This window comes from Pseudomonas sp. LBUM1672 (genome assembly GCF_059695655.1).
The window spans coordinates 4,995,345-5,010,198 of the sequence record NZ_CP166781.1 but is presented as its reverse complement, the minus strand read 5'-3'; the positions used below and the strand labels follow the sequence as shown (position 1 = coordinate 5,010,198).

At 60.0% G+C, this 14,854-nt stretch carries 16 protein-coding genes; 8 read left to right on the top strand and 8 right to left on the bottom strand.

The window, feature by feature from the left end:
* Complete coding sequence (locus ACA053_RS22900) at nt 1–360, bottom strand: hypothetical protein (RefSeq protein WP_497393775.1); 360 nt, start codon at nt 358–360, stop codon at nt 1–3.
* Between the two features lie 934 nt (nt 361–1,294).
* Here ACA053_RS22900 and ACA053_RS22895 point away from each other — a divergent pair.
* On the top strand, nt 1,295–1,666 hold the full coding sequence (locus tag ACA053_RS22895) for a DUF6124 family protein (RefSeq protein WP_497393773.1): 372 nt from the start codon (nt 1,295–1,297) through the stop codon (nt 1,664–1,666).
* A gap of 57 nt (nt 1,667–1,723) precedes the next feature.
* On the opposite strand, the gene ACA053_RS22890 is transcribed toward ACA053_RS22895, so the two are convergent.
* The 3 genes from ACA053_RS22890 to ACA053_RS22880 form a co-directional block, all read right to left on the bottom strand.
* Entirely contained in the window at nt 1,724–2,320 is a 597-nt protein-coding gene (locus ACA053_RS22890) for a superoxide dismutase (protein WP_010457614.1), read from the bottom strand.
* 176 nt (nt 2,321–2,496) lie between these two features.
* The gene (locus tag ACA053_RS22885) at nt 2,497–3,099 is read right to left on the bottom strand and encodes a LysE/ArgO family amino acid transporter (RefSeq protein ID WP_109634398.1); all 603 of its coding nucleotides are present in this window, start codon (nt 3,097–3,099) and stop codon (nt 2,497–2,499) included.
* 6 nt (nt 3,100–3,105) lie between these two features.
* A complete protein-coding gene (locus ACA053_RS22880; RefSeq protein ID WP_109634396.1) occupies nt 3,106–3,507 on the bottom strand; it encodes an ACT domain-containing protein in 402 nt (133 codons plus the stop codon).
* Between the two features lie 96 nt (nt 3,508–3,603).
* On the opposite strand from ACA053_RS22880, the gene ACA053_RS22875 reads away from it, so the two are divergent.
* The 4 genes from ACA053_RS22875 (at nt 3,604) to ACA053_RS22860 (ending at nt 7,653) form a co-directional block, all read left to right on the top strand.
* Entirely contained in the window at nt 3,604–4,497 is an 894-nt protein-coding gene (locus ACA053_RS22875) for a LysR family transcriptional regulator ArgP (RefSeq protein WP_403100334.1), read from the top strand.
* 54 nt (nt 4,498–4,551) lie between these two features.
* Nucleotides 4,552–5,544, top strand: coding sequence for an NAD-dependent epimerase/dehydratase family protein (locus ACA053_RS22870; protein ID WP_497393772.1), 993 nt, complete (start codon nt 4,552–4,554; stop codon nt 5,542–5,544).
* 120 nt (nt 5,545–5,664) lie between these two features.
* Complete coding sequence (locus ACA053_RS22865) at nt 5,665–6,537, top strand: ATPase (RefSeq protein ID WP_497393771.1); 873 nt, start codon at nt 5,665–5,667, stop codon at nt 6,535–6,537.
* A 267-nt stretch (nt 6,538–6,804) separates the two neighbouring features.
* Nucleotides 6,805–7,653, top strand: a complete 849-nt coding sequence (locus ACA053_RS22860) for a cache domain-containing protein (RefSeq protein WP_497313317.1) — start codon at nt 6,805–6,807, stop codon at nt 7,651–7,653.
* A gap of 136 nt (nt 7,654–7,789) precedes the next feature.
* On the opposite strand, the gene ACA053_RS22855 is transcribed toward ACA053_RS22860, so the two are convergent.
* Nucleotides 7,790–9,307 carry an MDR family MFS transporter gene (locus tag ACA053_RS22855; RefSeq protein ID WP_497393770.1) on the bottom strand — a complete coding sequence of 506 codons (1,518 nt, stop codon included), beginning with the start codon at nt 9,305–9,307 and terminating at the stop codon, nt 7,790–7,792.
* Nucleotides 9,308–9,387: 80 nt separating this feature from the next.
* A complete protein-coding gene (gene pobA, locus ACA053_RS22850; protein ID WP_497396228.1) occupies nt 9,388–10,572 on the bottom strand; it encodes a 4-hydroxybenzoate 3-monooxygenase in 1,185 nt (394 codons plus the stop codon).
* 188 nt (nt 10,573–10,760) lie between these two features.
* On the opposite strand from pobA, the gene ACA053_RS22845 reads away from it, so the two are divergent.
* Entirely contained in the window at nt 10,761–11,657 is an 897-nt protein-coding gene (locus ACA053_RS22845) for a helix-turn-helix domain-containing protein (RefSeq protein WP_109634384.1), read from the top strand.
* A gap of 9 nt (nt 11,658–11,666) precedes the next feature.
* Here ACA053_RS22845 and ACA053_RS22840 read toward each other — a convergent pair whose 3' ends face one another.
* Nucleotides 11,667–11,843: a hypothetical protein gene (locus ACA053_RS22840; protein ID WP_176457761.1), complete on the bottom strand. Its 177-nt coding sequence runs from the start codon at nt 11,841–11,843 to the stop codon at nt 11,667–11,669.
* Nucleotides 11,844–12,061: 218 nt separating this feature from the next.
* Nucleotides 12,062–12,967, bottom strand: coding sequence for a LysR family transcriptional regulator (locus ACA053_RS22835; protein ID WP_497393769.1), 906 nt, complete (start codon nt 12,965–12,967; stop codon nt 12,062–12,064).
* A 115-nt stretch (nt 12,968–13,082) separates the two neighbouring features.
* Between ACA053_RS22835 and ACA053_RS22830 the strand changes: the two genes are divergently transcribed.
* Both ACA053_RS22830 and ACA053_RS22825 read left to right on the top strand, forming a co-directional pair.
* Nucleotides 13,083–13,970: an MBL fold metallo-hydrolase gene (locus tag ACA053_RS22830; RefSeq protein WP_497393768.1), complete on the top strand. Its 888-nt coding sequence runs from the start codon at nt 13,083–13,085 to the stop codon at nt 13,968–13,970.
* Between the two features lie 221 nt (nt 13,971–14,191).
* Nucleotides 14,192–14,806 carry an NAD(P)-dependent oxidoreductase gene (locus tag ACA053_RS22825; protein WP_497393767.1) on the top strand — a complete coding sequence of 205 codons (615 nt, stop codon included), beginning with the start codon at nt 14,192–14,194 and terminating at the stop codon, nt 14,804–14,806.
* Nucleotides 14,807–14,854: the final 48 nt, after the last annotated feature.

The window sequence follows — 14,854 nt, the reverse complement described above, 5'->3', positions numbered from 1 at the left end:
TTATTCCTTGTTCCGTGCGGGTAGCATCAAGTTGCCATGAGTATTGGCAATCCCGTGAAGGCAGTCAAAGGGACAATCAACCTCAGGGTTTTTTGCCAGCAGCTTGGCCGAAATGCTGTTGTTTTGAGTATTTGCCCTATTAGTACTGTGTCGGTAGTTGGGTCCTTCAACTTGAGGGGGATTGGGACTATTTTTCCATTTGTTGATGTTAGCCTGCTGTGGCGTGGGGGCAAGGGGCCGAATGCTCGTTTCATTGTCGGAGATTGGCTTGGTTTCTGCTGGTGTACACGTTTCAAATGTGGGAGTGAGCCTGCTCGCGATGGCGGCCTGACAGCCGACCAGTCTCTTGCTGGTGTACATATCCATTCCTGCGGTAACGGCAGCTGGCGGTTTCGCCCTGACGGCGAGGCACTTTTTTCAAACGCCAAAAAAGTACCCAAAAAGGCTCGCCCCAAGCGTCCGGCCCCTCGCCTGGGCTCGGCGTACCTTCGCTCCGGTATCCATCCGGGGACACTGCCCTCCGGTCTGCTTCGCGACGACCTACATGCAGCGTGTTCGACTGCGTCGAACGGCGCTGCGCGCCACTCCCCGGATGAACACCTCCACTCAGCCTCCCGAAAGGGGCGGGCAGATCAAGATCAAAAGCAGGCGAGCTAACGCTCGGCCTAATGAGTGGTGAGAAGCGAGCGGTACACGCCGATTCCTGTGGGAGCTGGCTTGCCAGCGATGGCGGCCTGACAGCCGACCAATCTCTAGCCGATGTACACCAAACCCTGTGGGAGCTGGCCTGCCAGCGATGGCGGCCTGACAGCCGACCAGTCTCTAGCCGATGTACACCAAACCCTGTGGGAGCTGGCTTGCCAGCGATGGCGGCCTGACAGCCGACCAATCTCTTTCTCCTGCCCCCGATTGATTGTTCCCATGCTCCGCGTGGGAATGCCGCCCGGGACGCTCCGCGTTCCATTTTGTGTGTTGAAAGATGTGTAAGAAACACAGCGATTTCCCACGCATTTTTCAGGTTGCCGGGTAGGAAGCACTGCCTCTAACCTCTGGCTGTCGCTGAAAAACTCAGCGACCGGGTGTGAGAGCCCGGCAACTTATGGTCATCCAGTGTCTGTACACGCATAATCGCCGCCAGCTTACTCGCTGCCAGTATTTGCGTTATGGCGGCTGTGTGCGGGCGGACTTCGGTCCGGCCGGGTGTCCATAACCGGTCTTCTCACCTCGCACATAGCTGCCACCTCTTTGCCGTGTGAGAAGCGGCAAGTGGAGGCTCCAACGCTGGAGAAATTCAATGGACAAATTGATCCCCGACCCACCCGTCAACATCGCACCCGCCGCCGAAACTACTGAAGCCGAAACCCTCCTCAAAGACCACGAAGCCATAAAACGCGCCCTCGATTACTACCTTGACCCACCAGACCAATACCTCGAAAAACCCCGTCGCCCGAGCACGATGTTCATGATCACCCCCAACATGGACACCGAAAGCCTCCTGGCTCAAGCCTGCGAGTCCCTGGCTTCGGCGAGCGTCATGGCGAGCGATTTCGCCGCGAACCTGATCGGCCCGCAGCGCAATAAGGTGTTGGCGATTCAGCAGATCATCATGCTGGCGGAGTTGGCGGTGAACCGCGCCTTGGATAACGTCGATCCGCAAGCAGCCTGATTTCTCCAGGCCATAAAAAACCCGGCATATAGCCGGGTTTTCTGTCTGGCATCGAGCTTAAGCCTTGAAGGTTTTGCCTTCAAATTGCTCAGCCACGAATTTCCAGTTGACCAGGTTCCAGAACGCTTCGACGTATTTTGGACGAACGTTGCGGTAGTCGATGTAGTAAGCGTGTTCCCAGACGTCGCAGGTCAGCAGCGGGGTGTCGCCGCTGGTCAGCGGGTTGCCGGCGCCGATGGTGCTGGCCAGGGCCAGGGAACCGTCAGCCTTTTTCACCAGCCAGCCCCAACCGGAACCGAAGGTGCCGATGGAGGTTTTGCTGAATTCTTCTTTGAACTTGTCGAACGAACCGAAGGAAGCGTTGATGGCTTCAGCCAGCGCGCCGGTTGGTTGACCGCCGGCGTTTGGCGCCAGGCAGTTCCAGTAGAAAGTGTGGTTCCAGACCTGAGCGGCGTTGTTGAAGATGCCGCCCGAGGAAGACTTGACGATTTCTTCCAGGGTCTTGCCTTCGAACTCGGTGCCTGGCACCAGGTTGTTCAGGTTCACGACGTAGGTGTTGTGGTGCTTGTCGTGGTGGTATTCCAGGGTTTCCTTGGAAATGTGCGGCTGCAGGGCATCGTGTGCGTAGGGCAGCGGCGGCAATTCGAAAGCCATGATGATTCTCCTAATCAGGTCAGTTGCGGTGAGCGCAAGGCCGATCACGGGCGGCCAGACAAGCGCCGGGGAGTTTGTACTCTTTGCGGCGCATCGGATCGGATCATAGCACCGGGGGTGCGGCATAACCACGCAACAACTGTGTGGAATAGAGGTTCCAGAGCCTTTTGGAATAATCAGGGTGCGACGATTAATTGAAACGCCACGGCAAACATCATCACCGCCACCAGCAGATCGAGAATCCGCCAGGTGCTCGGCCGTGCCAGCCACGGCGCCAACCATGCGGCACCGAGTGCCAGGGTGAAAAACCACAACAACGACGCGCTCGCGGCGCCCACCACATACGCGCCGGGCTCGGTTTGTTGGGCTCCGAGTGAGCCGATCAACAACACCGTATCCAGGTAAACGTGCGGGTTGAGCAGGGTCACGGCCAAGGCGCTGAGCATCACCGCGCGCAGCGAGCGCACGGTCTGGTTTTCACCTTGTTGCAGACTTTGTTTCGAGCAAGCCCGACGTAACGCCTGACTGCCATACCAAATCAGAAATACCGCGCCACCCCAGCGGGCGACCGCCAACAGGGTCGGGTTTTGCGCCAGCACCGTCGCCAGGCCGAAGACGCCGGCGGCGACTAATAGGGCATCGCAGGTCACGCACAGCGCCGCCACCGGCAGGTGATGTTCGCGCCGAAGGCTTTGCGCCAGCACAAACGCATTTTGCGTGCCGATCGCCATGATCAGCCCGGCGGCCACCAACAGGCCGTTCACATAACTTTGCCACATAAGGTTTTACTCCGCGTTGGCCGCCAGGTCCCGCAGCACTTGAAGGGCGCGCTGGGCATCGGCCTGACCGACGAATAAATGGTCGTGGTAGTAACCAGCGATCACGTTGCAGCTGATGCCGGCCTGGCCCAATGCCGTGGCGAACGCGGCGGTCAGGCCGACGGCTTCAAGGGCCGAGTGCACGTTCAAGGTGATCCAGGCCGCGACATAGTCGAAGGTGAAACCGGCCTGTTCCGCGTGGGAACGTTCCAGAATCACGGTCAGACCTTCCTGCTCGCGAAAGCTGCCGACGATCTCAAGGCCGGCGGGCAACTTACCGTCGCGCAGGGTGCAGAACACGTATTCGCCGTCGTTGAGCTGCGGGCTCATGCTGCGAAGAAGCGTTGCCAATGAAGTTTCGCCAGCCATGTTGGTGATCCTTGTTCAAGAGTTCTTGCTGGCCATTCTCCGGTGCAACGCTGTATAAGAAAAACCAATCATGCTGATCGCTCATTAGGAAAACTGATGTTCGACTATAAATTGCTTTCTGCACTGGCCGCGGTGGTCGAGCAGGCCGGGTTTGAACGCGCCGCGCAGGTGCTGGGCTTGTCGCAATCGGCGATTTCCCAGCGCATAAAGCTGCTGGAGGCTCGGGTCGGCCAGCCAGTGTTGGTGCGGGTCACGCCGCCGGCGCCTACCGAGATTGGTCGGCGGCTGCTCAACCATGTCCAGCAAGTGCGTTTACTTGAGCGGGATCTTCAGACGCTGGTCCCGGCGCTGGACGAAGAAGGTCTGCCGGAACGCCTGCGCATCGCCCTGAACGCCGACAGCCTTGCCACCTGGTGGGCCGCAGCCGTCAGTGATTTCTGCGCCGAGCAACACTTGCTGCTGGATCTGGTCGTCGAAGACCAGACGGTGGGCCTCAAACGCATGCGCGCAGGCGAAGTGGCTGCGTGCATCTGTGCCAGCGAGCGTCCGGTGGCGGGCGCGCGCAGCGTGTTATTGGGCGCCATGCGTTATCGAGCGCTGGCCAGCCCGGCGTTCATCGCCCGACATTTTCCCGAAGGCGTGCGTGCTGAGTTGCTGGCGAAAACCCCGGCACTGGTGTTTGGCCCGGACGATTTCCTACAGCATCGCTACCTCGCGTCCCTCGGTGTCGATGGCGGTTTCGAACACCATTTATGCCCATCGTCTGAAGGCTTCATTCGCCTGACCGAGGCTGGACTTGGCTGGGGCCTGGTGCCTGAGTTGCAGGTGCGCGAGCAACTGGAGCGGGGTGTGTTGCAGGAGCTTTTGCCAGATAAGCCCATCGATGTGCCGCTGTACTGGCATCATTGGCGCAATGGCGGTCAGTTGTTGGGGTTGCTGACTGATCAATTGGTGCGTTCGTCGAAGCAATGGCTGGTGCCGTTGGACTGACGGGCAGCGTCAAGACTCACGCATTACGCAAAACGAAAGACATCGGAGCTCTACATGAAAATTCTGGTCACCGGCGCAAGCGGCTTCATTGGCGGACGCTTCGCGCGTTTTGCCCTGGAGCAGGGCCTGGACGTGCGGGTCAATGGTCGCCGGGCCGAAAGCGTCGAACACCTGGTGCGCCGTGGTGCCGAGTTTATCCCGGGCGACTTGAGCGACCCGGAGCTGGCGCGCGAGCTGTGTTCCGATGTCGAAGCGGTGGTGCATTGCGCAGGTGCGGTCGGTTTGTGGGGGCGTTATCAGGACTTTCATCAAGGCAACGTGCAGGTCACCGAAAACGTGGTTGAGGCCTGCCTGAAGCAGCGCGTTCGGCGCCTGGTGCATTTGTCGTCGCCGTCGATCTACTTCGATGGCCGTGATCACCTGGGGCTGACCGAAGAACAAGTGCCAAAACGTTTCAAGCATCCTTACGCCGCCACCAAGTTCCTCGCCGAGCAAAAGGTCTTTGGCGCACAGGAATTCGGCCTCGAAACCCTGGCCCTGCGCCCGCGTTTCGTGACCGGGGCCGGTGACATGAGCATCTTCCCGCGTCTGCTGAACATGCAGCGCAAGGGCCGCCTGTCGATCATTGGCAACGGCCTGAACAAAGTCGATTTCACCAGCGTGCAAAACCTCAATGAAGCCTTGCTGAGCAGCTTGCTGGCCAGCGGTTCAGCACTGGGCAAGGCCTACAACATCAGTAACGGTACGCCGGTGCCGCTGTGGGATGTGGTCAATTACGTCATGCGCAAGATGGAAGTCCCACAAGTGACGCGCTACCGTTCCTACGGTCTGGCCTACAGCGTTGCCGCACTCAACGAAGGGGTTTGCAAGCTGTGGCCGGGGCGTCCCGAGCCGACGCTATCGCGACTGGGCATGCAGGTGATGAACAAAAATTTCACCCTGGACATCAGCCGCGCCCGGCATTATCTGGATTACGATCCGAAAGTCAGTCTCTGGACAGCCCTTGATGAATTCTGCGGCTGGTGGAAGGCTCAGGACATCCGCTGACTTTACGGTGACAAACCTGCCAGCACTGAACCGAGTTTGGCGTTGAGGGTCAATCGGTGCGGCAGTGGGGTTTATACTCGCCGCCTATAGCCATCACCGCGTTCCACAAAGGTTGACTCAATGTCCATGCGTAACGATGCCAACGACGACTTCGATTTACCGAGCCTGCGCGCAGACGTCCCCGATGACGATGATTATCCGGCCACGACTCGCACCTCCGTGCATTCGCGGACGGCGCCGGTGGTCAAGGTCAAAAGCGCCAGCACCGGGCCTCTGTGGGCCTTGGTCGGCGCCTTGTTCTTTGCGTTCGCCGGCCTTGCCTGGTGGAGCTTTCAGCAGATTTCGCTGATGGAGCAGCAGCTGGTGGCGACCCAGGAAAGTTTCGCGCGTATCAGTGAGGATGCGGCGGGGCGCTTGCAGGACATTTCCGGCAAGGTGGTCGCCAGCCAGACCAACGTCACCAGCGACAGCGAAGCGCTGAAGCTGCAGATCAAGCAGCTGGAAAACCAGCTGCAGGATCAAAGCAAACAGCAGCAAGGCGTTGTCGGCCAGACCAGCGATCTGGACAAGCGTCTGGCCCAAATGACCGCGCAAACCTCCGATCTGGATAAACGCCTGGCGCAAGTGACCGCCCAGAACACCGAACACCAGACCGCCAGCACGCAGTTGCAGGCGCAGGTCAAAGCCTTGAGCACCGAGTTGACCGCGCTGAAAAATGCCCCGGAAGACACCAGCAAATTCGACGCCCAGCTCAAAAGCCTCGGCGCCGACATCGTCGCGCTGAAGAAACAAGGCAACCCGAGCGCCGCCATCGAGCGTCTGGAGCAAGACATGATCGTGCTCAAAAGCCAGCAGGACAACCGCCCGGCGGCTGCGCAAGGCGTCACCAATACCGCCGAGTTCGACGCCTTCCGCGGCCAGACCACCCGCAACATCAACACCCTTCAGGCGCAGATCCAGAATCTGCAGCAACAACTGCGCGCCAGGCAGTAAGTCCTGTGTAGCAGCTGTCGAGCCTGCGAGGCTGCGTTCGGCGGCGAAGCCGTCGTGAAATCAGGCGATGTGTTTTTTCAGGTAAACCGCGTTCTCAGGGTTTACGACGGCTTCGCCGCCGAACGCAGCCTCGCAGGCTCGACAGCTGCTACGGAGCCGGAGGAGTTCTTCGGTAGCGGCTACGTGTTCTGCGCTTTGCTGAATACTCGTACATATCCCCAACCCGTCTACGCTCTTGAAACACCGACAAGAACGAGGGGATGCGCTATGGGGGTTCTGCACAAGTTGGCCGTGCTGGGCGGGATGCTGTTGCTGTGCGTGGGGCAGGTTCAGGCCGCCACGGCGGAAAAGGACGACAGCCAGGCCGCGAGGGCCTTGCTGGAAAAAGCCCTGGCTTACTACCACGACAACGGCGACAAGGCCTTCGCGGCCTTCAGCCGTCAGGGCGAGTTTGTCGACAAGGATCGTTACGTCTTCGTGGTCGATACCAAAGGTGTGATGCTCGCCAGCGGCGGACCGTCTTCGGCGTTGATCGGGCGTGATGTGTCTGAAACGCTCGGGCCGGATTTGCAGAAAGCCTTCAAGGACGCCTTGAAAGTGCCGGAGGGCAATGGCATCCAGCAAGCCGAATATCGCTGGCAGAACTGGTCCGACGGCAAGGTCGAGCGCAAGCATGTGTTCTATCAGCGCGTTGGCCAGCGGATTCTCGCCGTGGGTTACTACCTGCCGCGGGCATCGGCGGAGCAGGCAATGGCCTTGTTGAACAAAGCGGCGACCGACCTGGCCAAGGACGAGAAGGGCACGCTGACCGCGATCAATTCCCTCAAGGGCGGCTACTTGCAGGATGACCTGTACGTGTTCGTCGTCGACCTGGACACCCAGCGATACGTGGCCCACGGCACCAACTTACGGCTGATCAACACCGACTTCGGCAAGATCAAGGACCCGGAAGGCAAACCGGTGGGCGAGCCAATCCTGGCGTTGATTGCCAAACAGGATTACGGCGAATACGAATACCGCTGGAAAAACCCGGTGACCGGCAAGGTGGAAGACAAGCATGCCTACCTGAAAAAGGTCGGGCATTTTCTGGTGGCGGTGGGGTATTACAGCCCTTGATTCTTTGGTGTCTGTGAGGACGCCATCGCGAGCAGGCTCGCTCCCACAGTAGATCTCCAGTGTTCACAGCATTTGTGGACGACAAAGATCCATTGTGGGAGCGGGCTTGCTCGCGAATGCAGGCGACTCGGTCCCTCTACCGAACCTTGTCTTCCCGTCCACGCAACAACATATTCGGCATCGCAACCGCCGCCGCCAACCCCAGCAACGACACCGCCGCACTGACCATCAGCAAATGCCGAAAGGTCAGAAGCAACTCGGCGCGCAGGGCGTTCTGTGCCTCCCCCGGCGCAGCGTTCAAGCCATCCAGCAACACATTCCCCGAACGGCCCTCGGCAATCACGGACGAACCGGCCAGGTGGGCGAAGCTCGAATCCTGCAACAACGCCAGCAACAGCGCCGACATCAACGCCACTCCCACCGCGCCACCCAGCGAGCGGAACAGGTTGGTGGTGCTGGTGGCGACGCCGATATCCCGTTGTTCCACCGAATTCTGCGTGCCGACCAGGGACGTCGGAAATTGCATGCCACTGGCGATTCCGCTGAGCAACATAAACAGACTGCTGAACAAGAAGGCCTGGGGCGGACTTAACGCCATGCCGAGAATCGAGATCGGCATCAGCACCGCACCCGTCAGGATTATCGGTTTGTAGCGCCCGGTCACAGAGGTCCGGCGCCCGGCGAAATAAGCCCCGATCGGCAAGCCCATGGCCAGCGGCAACAAGTGCAGTGCGGCGCTGTCGGCCCCGGCGCCGGTGACGCTCTGGAAGCGCAGCGGCATCAACACAATCAGCGAGATGGCCTGGAAACTGGTGAAGAAAATCGTGCACCAGCACAGGATCGCGTTGCGGTTGGCAAACAGGTGCATCGGCAGCAACGGCTCCCGCGCCCGGCGCTCATGCCAGACGAACAGCGCCAGCACCAGCACCGCACACCCGAGCAGGCCCAGCACTTCGGCGCTGCGCCACGAATGACCCTGACCGACTTCAGTGATGCCCAGCAGCAAAGCGGTCAAACCGATGATCAGCAGCAGCGTACCGAGGTAATCGATGATCGGTTGGCGTTGTGGCACCGGCAAACCCACCAGCGTGCGATTGGCCACCAGCCAGGCACCCAGGCCCAGCGGCAGGTTGATCAGAAACACCCAGCGCCATGACAGGTATTCGGTCATGTAGCCGCCGAGCACCGGGCCGGCAACACTGGCCACCGCGTACATGCTGCTGAAATATCCCTGATAACGACCACGTTCCCGGGGCGGGACGATGTCGCCGATGATCGCCTGGCTGACCGAAATCATCCCGCCCGCGCCGATGCCCTGGATGATCCGCGCCAGCACCAGTTGCTCCATGCTCTGGGCCATGCCGCAGAACAACGAGGCGAGGGTGAACAGCCCCATGCCGAACAGCATCAACTTGCGTCGGCCGTACAGATCGCCGAGTTTGCCGTAGATCGGCACTGCCACGGTCATCGCTACCATGTAGCCGGATATCACCCAGGCCAGCAGGCTGACGTCCTTGAATTGCGCGGAGATGGCCGGCATTGAAACGGCGACGATGGTCTGGTCCAGCGCGCCAAGAAAGATCGCCAGCATCAGGGCGATCAACACGCTGCGAATGGCCGGTTTGGGCGTTTCAGGCTGGCTGAGATTGGTCACGGCTGGAAACCTGCGGGCAGTGATTGACCCGCAAGTGGCAAGGCGAGCGGGGATGCTCGCCAGTGTAAGTCGATAGCAGGCTATTCGATAGCCTCATAAGGAAGCCCGACGTAATTTTCTGCAATGGTTTTTCGACCGGCCTCGGAGTGCACGAAGTAGTCCAGTTCCGACTCGTTGATGCGCTGGCTGAAGGCGTCGTGGTCGTCGAAACGGTGCAGCATCGAGGTCATCCACCAGGAAAACCGTTCGGCTTTCCAGACCCGACGCAGGCAAATTTCAGAGTATTTCTCCAGCAAATCCACACGCCCTTCGCTATAAACCTTCTGCAAAATGGTGAACAAGGTGCTGACGTCGCTGGCCGCCAGGTTCAGGCCTTTGGCGCCGGTGGGCGGGACGATGTGCGCGGCGTCGCCGACCAGGAACATCCGCCCGTACTGCATCGGCTCGACCACAAAACTGCGCAGCGGCGCGATGCTCTTTTCGATGGACGGCCCGGTCACCAGGGAGTCGGCCAACGCAGCAGGCAGGCGCGATTTGAGCTCATCCCAGAAGCGCTGATCCGGCCAGTCCTCGACTTTCTCGTCCACCGGCACCTGCAGGTAATAACGCGTGCGAGTTGCCGAGCGCATGCTGCACAGGGCAAAACCGCGCTCGTGGCGGGCGTAGACCAACTCCTCGTGGACCGGCGGCGTATCGGCGAGAATCCCCAGCCAGCCAAACGGATAGACCCGCTCGAAAACCTTCACGCACTCTGCAGGAATCGACTGCCGCGCCACGCCATGGAAACCGTCGCACCCGGCGATGTAGTCGCAGTCGAGGCGATACGTCTCGCCATTCTTCTCAAACGTCACGAACGGTTCTGCGGTTTTCATCCCGTGGGGTACGACGTTGTCGGCCTGGTAAATCGTCTGCGCGCCTGCCTCCCGACGAGCGGCCATCAGGTCCCGGGTGACCTCGGTCTGGCCATAGATCATCACGGTTTTGCCACCGGTCAGGGCGTGCAGATCGATGTGTACCCGACGTCCGTCGAGGGCCAGTTCGAAGCCGCCATGGACCAGCCCTTCGGTGTCCATGCGATGACCCACCCCGGCCTGTCGCAACAGCTCTACCATGCCTTGTTCGAGGACACCGGCGCGGATTCGGCCGAGCACATAGTCCGGGGTCTGGCGTTCGAGGATCAAGGTGTCGATTCCGGCATTATGCAGCAACTGGCCGAGCAGCAAACCGGAGGGGCCGGCGCCAATGATGGCTATTTGGGTTTTCAGTATTTTCATTGTTCTTATGACTCGCAAGCTTCACGCGACCAAGGCCGGTGAATGATTTTTATGGATCGAGTGCTTGCATTTTTCCCTTGCGGGTCTGTCAATTGAAGGTGAAAACTGAGCCGATACCTGTACATTCTGCCAATCGGTGCGATTATCGCCCGTAACCCTTTGAGGCCTGGATTGAAGTGATGAACAAGCCTGACCTGCCTTCGATTCCAGTGTTCAAGCTCTACGGTGAAAGCCTGGACTGGCCGACCCCCGACTTGCTGCACTGTGAAACCATTTCCAAACGCAGCCGCGAACACCAATGGGAAATCAAACCCCACCGTCACGCCGATTTGTGCCAGTTGCTCTTCGTATTCAAAGGTCAGGCAGAGCTTGAAATCGAAGGCAAACACACGCAACTGACAGAACCGGCCATCCTGATCCTGCCGCCGTTATCGGTGCACGGCTACCGGTTTTCCGAGGACGTCGAAGGGTTCGTCGTGACCCTCGCCGCGCCGCTGGTTGCCCATCTTCAGGCGCAGCTGGGCAACTCGGTGAACGCGTTGGCCCAGGCCGAAAGTTACCCGGCGGGCAAGGAAAGCGAGTATCTCAACAGCCTGTTTTCGGCGCTGCAAGACGAATATACCGGCCATCAGCCTGCGCGCGAGATGCTCATGCATTCGCTGGTCAGCGTGATCATGGTGTGGGTGAGTCGTCAGGTGATAACGCGTCGTGCTGCCAGCCAGCGTCCACAACGGGCCCGGGAATACCTCAACGGTTTTATCCAGTTGGTGGAAGAGACTTACCGCCAGCACGTCAAGGTCGAGGACCTGGCGCATCGGCTGGGGATTTCCGTGTCGCACCTCAACGGCACCTGCCGTGAGCTGGCGGGGCAACCGGCGTTGCAGATCATGCACGAACGTCAGTTGCTGGAGGCCAAGCGCTTGCTGACCTACACCAGCATGACCATTTACGAAATGTCTGACGTGTTGGGGTTTTCCGATCCGACCAACTTCACACGCCTGTTCCGGCGTCGAGTGGGGATATCGCCCAAGGCGTTCCGCGACCGCTTGAAGGCCGATCAGGACAACGAGGCCTGATCGCCTTCGTTACCGAAGGGCGTTGAGGGTCGCGTTGTGGGGAATGCAGCGCTCGAAGTTGCAACTCGCGTAATCGCGGGGCAGTTGCCGCAACTGCTCGACACGCCAGGCGGCGGTGCCATACAGCGCCAGCGTCGCCGCGCAGGTGATGAAAATGGCGAGGTATCTTCTTGTTTTGGTGTTCATGGCGTTGACCTCTGAACGAATACCCTTCGGTATTACTTTCAGCATAGGTCAGCGCGGGTGAGATGCCAGTGATGGTGTTTTTGCATCTACCCCGGTATTCAGAACACTGATGCCCCCTGTGGGAGCGAGCCTGCTCGCGATAGCGGTGGATCAGTCGCCATCATTGTTGAATGACCCAGCGCTATCGCGAGCAGGCTCGCTCCCACAGTTTGATCGGGTTACAGGCCGATATCCCATGCCGGTTCTTCGGGGAATCTGAGCACCAGAAAATCCAGCATGCTGCGCAGCGCCGACGGCATGTGCTTGCGTGAGGCATACACCGCGTACACGCTCATCTGCCGGGGCTCGGCGTGGGGCAGCAGGCGAACTAGCTCGCCACTGTGGAGATGCACGCCCGCCTGATAACTGGGCAGCATCGCCACACCCGCCCCGGCGAGGGTGGCGCGCAGCAGCGTGCTGGCTTCGTTGGCGCTGATGTTGCCCTGCACCGGCACCGACACCGGCTCGACGTCCTCTTCGAAATGCCACAGGCTTTTGCCGAAGTAGGAGTGAGTCAGGCAGTTGTGCTGGCTCAAGTCCTCGACCCGTTGCGGTGTCGGGTGTTCGCTCAGGTAAGCCGGGGAGGCGCAGATCACCGAGCGGCAGACCGTCAGTCGCCGGGCGATCAGGTTTGGGTCCAGGTCGTTGCTGGTGCGGATCGCCAGGTCGATGCGTTCATCCACCAGGTTCACCGTGCGGTCGAGCATCTGCATGTCGATGCTCACGCCAGGATAGCGTTTGACGTACGCGGCCATGGCATCCGCCAGCTGCGCCTGGCCGAACGAAGTGCTGACGCTGATGCGCAGCAGGCCGCGTGGCGCCTCGTCCGGTTCGCTGACGGCGGCTTGCATGTCGGTGGACAGGTCGAGCATCTGCCGACAACGGGGCAGGATTTCACTGCCAGCGGCGGTCAGGCTCAATTTGCGCGTGGTGCGGTGCATCAGACGTGCGCCGACCCAGTCTTCCAGCTCCGCCAGATAACGCGAAACCACCGGCCGTGACAGGTCCAGATGATCGGCGGCGGCCGACTGGCTGCCGAGGTCGACCACTGACACAAACACCCGCATTGCTTGTAGACGATCCATGATTTGCCCGCTTTCAGAAACAAACTATGTTCAAGCATCGCATTTTTTGTACTGAGTCAGGCAACTAAGCTCTGTCCCCATCGCCAGACACGGCATTTGGATTACGGAGCAACAGATGATCGGCTTCACCTCTCTCAAGCGCATTTTGCTGGCCACCGCCACCCTCGGCTTCGCGGCCCACGCTGCGGCGGCATCGACCCTGACCCTGGACGTGTACAACCCGGGTGACAAGGCAATCTTCCCGGTGACCTCGGTCCTGGTCAGCGGCGAGAAAGAAGCGATTCTGGTGGACGCGCAATTCGGCAAATCCCAGGCCGAACAGGTGGTCGAGAAGATCCGCGCCAGCGGCAAGCAACTGACCACTATCTACATCAGCCATGGCGACCCTGATTACTACTTCGGCCTCGACACCCTGACCGCGGCATTCCCGAACGCCAAGGTGCTGGCCTCGCAGCCCACCGTGGATCACATCAAGCACACCGTCGACGGCAAACTGGCGTTCTGGGGCCCGAAAATGGGCGCCGACGTGCCGGCCAAAACCATCGTGCCCAGTGTACTCAAGGGCGACAGCCTGATGCTTGAGGGGCAGAAGTTGCAGGTGGTGGGCCTGGACGGCAAGCAGCCGGACCGCACCTTTGTGTGGATCCCGTCGATCAAGGCCGTGGTCGGTGGCGTGGTCGTCGCCGAAAACATTCATGTGTGGATGGCTGATACACAAACCGCACAGTCCCACGCCGATTGGCTGACTACGCTGCATGCCATCGAAACCCTGAAACCGAAAACCATCGTGCCGGGGCATTACCTGGGTGAGAGCGCCCGTTCGCTGGCCGCCGTGCAGTTCACCGCCGATTACATCAATGCCTTCGATGAAGAAACCGCCAAGGCCAAGGATTCCGCCGCGCTGATCGGCGCGATGAAAAAACGCTTCCCGACCCTGGGCGAGGACAGCTCGCTGGAGCTGAGCGCGAAAGTCGCCAAGGGCGAGATGAAGTGGGGTGAATGAGTTTATGTGGTGACGGGATTAACTGTGGCTGTTGGGGTTGTCTGTGGCGAGGGGATTTATCCCCGTTCGGCTGCAAAGCAGTCTCAAAACCTACAAACGCAGCCTGACTGAGTAATTGCAGGGGACTGCTGCGCAGTCCAACGGGGATAAATCCCCTCACCACAAAAGCCCTTTCGCCACGCAACTTTGCGCAGATTCACTCAAGCCAACTGGAGAACGTCATGAGCAAAATCGCAATCATCGGTGCCACCGGCCGTGCCGGCAGCCAATTGCTGGAAGAAGCCCTGCGTCGTGGTCACAGCGTCACCGCCATTGCTCGGGACACTTCTAAGATCGGCCCGCGTGCCGGGGTGGTCACCAGAAACGTCGATGCCCTGGATGCCGAAGCGTTGCACGCCGCCGTCGAAGGCCATGACGTGGTGATCAGCGCGGCGCACTTCGCGACCCTGCCGGCCAGCGCCGTGGTCGGGCCGGTGAAAAAGGCCGGGGTGAAACGCCTGCTGGTGGTGGGCGGTGCGGGTTCGTTGTTGCTGCCGGATGGCACTCGCGTCATCGACAGCGAGGGCTTCCCTGAGGCGTACAAGGCTGAGGCGAGCGCCGGGGCTGAGTTCCTTGGGAACCTGCGCCAGGAACAGGATTTGGACTGGACGTTCCTGTCACCGTCGGCGGAGTTCGTCGAAGGTGAGCGCACGGGTGCGTTTCGGGTGGGCAAGGATGATTTGCTGGTGAGCAGTGCAGGGCGCAGTTGGATCACCTTTGCTGATTATGCGATTGCGCTGATTGATGAAGTCGAAGCGCCGAAGCATTCGCGGCAGCGGTTTACTGTCGGCTATTGATAGCGCGGCTGAAACCATTCGCGAGCAAGCCCGCTCCCACATTGAAAT

What these genes read in the sequence shown, in the direction of transcription:
- ACA053_RS22900 (WP_497393775.1), bottom strand. Translation starts at nt 360, where the DNA reads ATGTACACCAGCAAGAGACTGGTCGGCTGTCAGGCCGCCATCGCGAGC.
- ACA053_RS22895 (WP_497393773.1), top strand. Translation starts at nt 1,295, where the DNA reads ATGGACAAATTGATCCCCGACCCACCCGTCAACATCGCACCCGCCGCC.
- ACA053_RS22890 (WP_010457614.1), bottom strand. Translation starts at nt 2,320, where the DNA reads ATGGCTTTCGAATTGCCGCCGCTGCCCTACGCACACGATGCCCTGCAG.
- ACA053_RS22885 (WP_109634398.1), bottom strand. Translation starts at nt 3,099, where the DNA reads ATGTGGCAAAGTTATGTGAACGGCCTGTTGGTGGCCGCCGGGCTGATC.
- ACA053_RS22880 (WP_109634396.1), bottom strand. Translation starts at nt 3,507, where the DNA reads ATGGCTGGCGAAACTTCATTGGCAACGCTTCTTCGCAGCATGAGCCCG.
- ACA053_RS22875 (WP_403100334.1), top strand. Translation starts at nt 3,604, where the DNA reads ATGTTCGACTATAAATTGCTTTCTGCACTGGCCGCGGTGGTCGAGCAG.
- ACA053_RS22870 (WP_497393772.1), top strand. Translation starts at nt 4,552, where the DNA reads ATGAAAATTCTGGTCACCGGCGCAAGCGGCTTCATTGGCGGACGCTTC.
- ACA053_RS22865 (WP_497393771.1), top strand. Translation starts at nt 5,665, where the DNA reads ATGTCCATGCGTAACGATGCCAACGACGACTTCGATTTACCGAGCCTG.
- ACA053_RS22860 (WP_497313317.1), top strand. Translation starts at nt 6,805, where the DNA reads ATGGGGGTTCTGCACAAGTTGGCCGTGCTGGGCGGGATGCTGTTGCTG.
- ACA053_RS22845 (WP_109634384.1), top strand. Translation starts at nt 10,761, where the DNA reads ATGAACAAGCCTGACCTGCCTTCGATTCCAGTGTTCAAGCTCTACGGT.
- ACA053_RS22840 (WP_176457761.1), bottom strand. Translation starts at nt 11,843, where the DNA reads ATGAACACCAAAACAAGAAGATACCTCGCCATTTTCATCACCTGCGCG.
- ACA053_RS22835 (WP_497393769.1), bottom strand. Translation starts at nt 12,967, where the DNA reads ATGGATCGTCTACAAGCAATGCGGGTGTTTGTGTCAGTGGTCGACCTC.
- ACA053_RS22830 (WP_497393768.1), top strand. Translation starts at nt 13,083, where the DNA reads ATGATCGGCTTCACCTCTCTCAAGCGCATTTTGCTGGCCACCGCCACC.
- ACA053_RS22825 (WP_497393767.1), top strand. Translation starts at nt 14,192, where the DNA reads ATGAGCAAAATCGCAATCATCGGTGCCACCGGCCGTGCCGGCAGCCAA.